A 3295-nucleotide genomic window follows, 5' to 3' on the forward strand; every position below is an offset into this window, starting at 1 on the left:
CCTGCTGCTGCAAACCGGTTGGTGCCATCCGGCTGGACATCAGGAAAAGCTGACGCAGCAAGCACCACACGCGTTGCCAAACAAAAAGCCGCCGGATTTGACTCCGGCGGCTTTTTTATTGCGGCTATCTGGCTTGACTCACAGCCAGGGGGCGGCGGTGGGCCCCTGGTGCAGGCCCAGCTTCCAGACCCGGCCAAAGTGCTTATAGTGACCGGCGGCCACACCGGCCTCCTCACCCATGCCATGGTAGAGATCCAGGTGCCCCTTCTTCACGGCGCCCCCCACATCCAGTGCGATCAGGAGCCGCAGCTGATGTTTGCCGGTCCAGTTACCCTCTTTGTCGAGCAAGGGGACTTCCGCCAGGATCGGCGTGCCCATCGGCAGCAGGGTCTTGTCAGTCGCCACGGCCGCCAGCGGCAGCAACGGAATGCCGGCCGCCCCGATCACGTCATTGGTGGGACGACGCTCGAAGAAGACATAAGAAGGATTCTGCTCCACCAGCTCCTTGACGCTCTCCTCCGGTTTGCTGTTGGCCCAATCCTTGATGGCCTTCATGGACATCTTCTCCTTGGGCACCTCACCCCGGTCGATCAACACCCGGCCGATACTCACGTAGCCGTGACCATTCTTGCCGCTGTAACCCAGGTATTGCAGCCGATCGTCATCGCCGTAGTGGACAAAACCTGAGCCCTGTACATCCATCAGGAAGTTGTCGATGAGGGATTTGCTGTAACCCAGCTCCAACCCACGGTTGGCCAGGGCCCCCTGATGGATCTCGGCCCGGCTCGGGCAACGGCCACCGCACTTGGGCATGGCATAGATGGGGTACTTGTACTTGGCATCCGGGCGATGACGCACCTCCAGTACCGGCGAGTAATAACCGGTAAACAGCACGTTGCCCATGCGATCGGCGCCACCCATCTGGGCCAGGCTGATGCCGTACTGGGTGATATGGGCCGGGTTGCCGCCATTGGCCACCCAGCGGGAGAGCTGGCTATAAAGCTCGCCATAGCGACGGGTCATCTTGCCGGAACGCTCCAGCACCAGCTGGCTCTGGGGACCAAACTTACTGAAGTCAGCGTGCTGGAGACTGTTGACACCTTCTACCCGCACCAGATCATCCGGCAGGGGGCCGTCCAGATACTGCTTGCCCAGATTGACCGGCACCTCGCAGTTCAGAAAACATCTGGCATCGGGTTTCTTCTTGGGCACCGGTGCTTGCTCAGAGTTGCCCGCACAACCGGCCAGCCCCAGCACTGCGGCGGTCAGCCAGTACGCATGTTTATTCATATGTCCTCATGTAACACCAAGCCTCATGCTTGGCGGGGAAGATGCCAAATTTGCAGGGGGAAAGCAAACGCCATCAGCCCCTTGGCAACAGATTTCTCCTAAGGGGATCTTCTGGGTTATAACAAGGTAACAAGGTGTGAGAGGCCATGGATGGAACAGCTCGAGATCTTCCCGCTGCAGAGCCCCTGCATCGGGGTATGCGAAGTGAACAACAAGGGCTACTGCAAGGGCTGCCTGCGCAACCGGGAGGAGCGTTTCAACTGGCTCACCATGACCCCCACCGAGCAGCAGGAGGTGATACGCCTGTGCCGTGGTCGCAAGGCCCGGGTGGACGCTGCTCGTCGCAAGACACAAGAGGCCATCCAGGCCAGTGAGCAAGAGCAGGCCGGCTGGGACTTTTGACTTTTCCCCACTATCCCCCCTCTTTTATCCCTTTCTCATCCGCCACAAAAAAGCGGCCCGCAGGCCGCCTTGTCAACAATTGCATTTATTTACGTTGCACCACTCAGGCCGTCGCCAGCTTGCCCTGCGCTTCACCGCGCTTGAGCATGGCGTAGGAGACACCGGTCAACAGCGAGCCTGCCGCAATCGCCACGATATACAGCATGACGTTACTGATGGCGTGGGGAATAAAGAGCACGAACAGGCCACCGTGGGGGGCCATCAGCTCGCAGCCAAACAGCATGGAGAGCGCACCGGTCAGGGCGCCGCCGACCATACAGGCCGGGATGACGCGCATCGGATCCTTGGCGGCAAACGGGATGGCCCCCTCGGAGATGAAGCACAGACCCAGCACAAAGGAGGCTTTACCCGCTTCCTGCTCCGCCTTGATGAACTTGGTGCGTGCCAGGAAGGTCGCGATCCCCATCCCCAGTGCAGGTACCATACCGGCCGCCATCACAGCCGCCATCGGGGCGTAGGTTTTGGAGGCCAGCAGACCCACACCAAAGGCATAGGCCGCCTTGTTGACCGGACCGCCCATGTCAAAGCACATCATGGCGCCGAGAATGACACCCAGCAGCACGGCGTTGGCAGAGCCCATATTATTAAGGAATTCGGTCATGGCATTCATGATGCCAGCCACCGGACCACCCACCACGTAGATCATCACCAGACCGGTAAACAGGCTGGCAAACAGCGGAATAATCAGGATGGGCTTGAGCGCTTCCAGGGTCACCGGCAGACGCACCTTGTCACTCAGGTACTTGGCGCTGTAACCGGCCAGAAAACCGGCCACGATACCGCCAAGGAAACCGGCGCCCAGCGAGCTTGCCAACATACCACCAATCATGCCGGGCGCGAGACCCGGACGGTCAGCAATGGAGTAGGCAATGTAACCGGCCAGCACCGGGATCATCAGGGCAAAAGCCGAGCCGCCACCGATCTGCATCAGGGCGGCGGCCAGGGTGCCTTCTACCTTGAACGCTTCAATCCCGAACACGAACGAGAGCGCGATGATAAGACCGCCCGCGACAACCATCGGCAGCATAAAGGAGACGCCGGTCAGCAAATGCTTGTAGGGGCCTGCTTTTTCCTCTTTCTTGGGCTGGTTGACGCCGCTGTGGCGGTACAGTGTCGCCTCGTTCCACGCCTTGTCGAGCTCGGCACGGGTTTTCTTGAGCGCCGCGCCCGTGCTGGTACGATAGACCGGCTTGCCGTCGAAACGGGCCATGTCCACCTCGATATCGGTGGCGAGGAACACCAGATCGGCGGATGCAATCTCCTCGACGGTCAGGGCATTCTGGGCACCGACCGAGCCTTGGGTCTCGACGCGGATCTGATAACCCAGCTGTTTGGCCATGGTCTCCAGCGCTTCTGCCGACATAAAGGTGTGGGCCACCCCGGTCGGGCACGCTGTCACCGCCACGATGCGCTTGCCAGCGGCGGCCGGTTTGGCAGCAGCAGGCGCGGCTTGATGGCGATAGAGGCTGGCACCGCTGGTGGCAGCTTCCAGCAAGGCGGCGGGATCCTGCAGGGCGAGATCCATGCTCCCCTGATAAACCCG

At 60.7% G+C, this 3295-nt stretch carries 3 protein-coding genes; 1 reads left to right on the forward strand and 2 read right to left on the reverse strand.

The window, feature by feature from the left end:
- Nucleotides 1-138 precede the first annotated feature (138 nt).
- Nucleotides 139-1290 carry a murein transglycosylase A gene (gene mltA, locus AAC083_RS13790; RefSeq protein WP_108536888.1) on the reverse strand — a complete coding sequence of 384 codons (1152 nt, stop codon included), beginning with the start codon at nt 1288-1290 and terminating at the stop codon, nt 139-141.
- Between the two features lie 150 nt (nt 1291-1440).
- Between mltA and AAC083_RS13795 the strand changes: the two genes are divergently transcribed.
- Nucleotides 1441-1692, forward strand: a complete 252-nt coding sequence (locus AAC083_RS13795; RefSeq protein ID WP_108536889.1) for a DUF1289 domain-containing protein — start codon at nt 1441-1443, stop codon at nt 1690-1692.
- A gap of 103 nt (nt 1693-1795) precedes the next feature.
- Here the strand turns inward: AAC083_RS13795 and fruA are convergent.
- Nucleotides 1796-3295 (reverse strand): PTS fructose transporter subunit IIBC (gene fruA / locus AAC083_RS13800; RefSeq protein ID WP_108536890.1); only part of this gene is annotated, 1500 nt, incomplete at its 5' end.

It is taken from the genome of Aeromonas sp. HMWF014 (assembly GCF_963878295.1).
Lineage (GTDB): Bacteria > Pseudomonadota > Gammaproteobacteria > Enterobacterales > Aeromonadaceae > Aeromonas > Aeromonas popoffii.

Excerpts from the sequence above, each read along its gene's own strand:
- mltA (WP_108536888.1), bottom strand. The coding sequence starts at position 1,290 with ATGAATAAACATGCGTACTGGCTGACCGCCGCAGTGCTGGGGCTGGCC.
- AAC083_RS13795 (WP_108536889.1), top strand. The coding sequence starts at position 1,441 with ATGGAACAGCTCGAGATCTTCCCGCTGCAGAGCCCCTGCATCGGGGTA.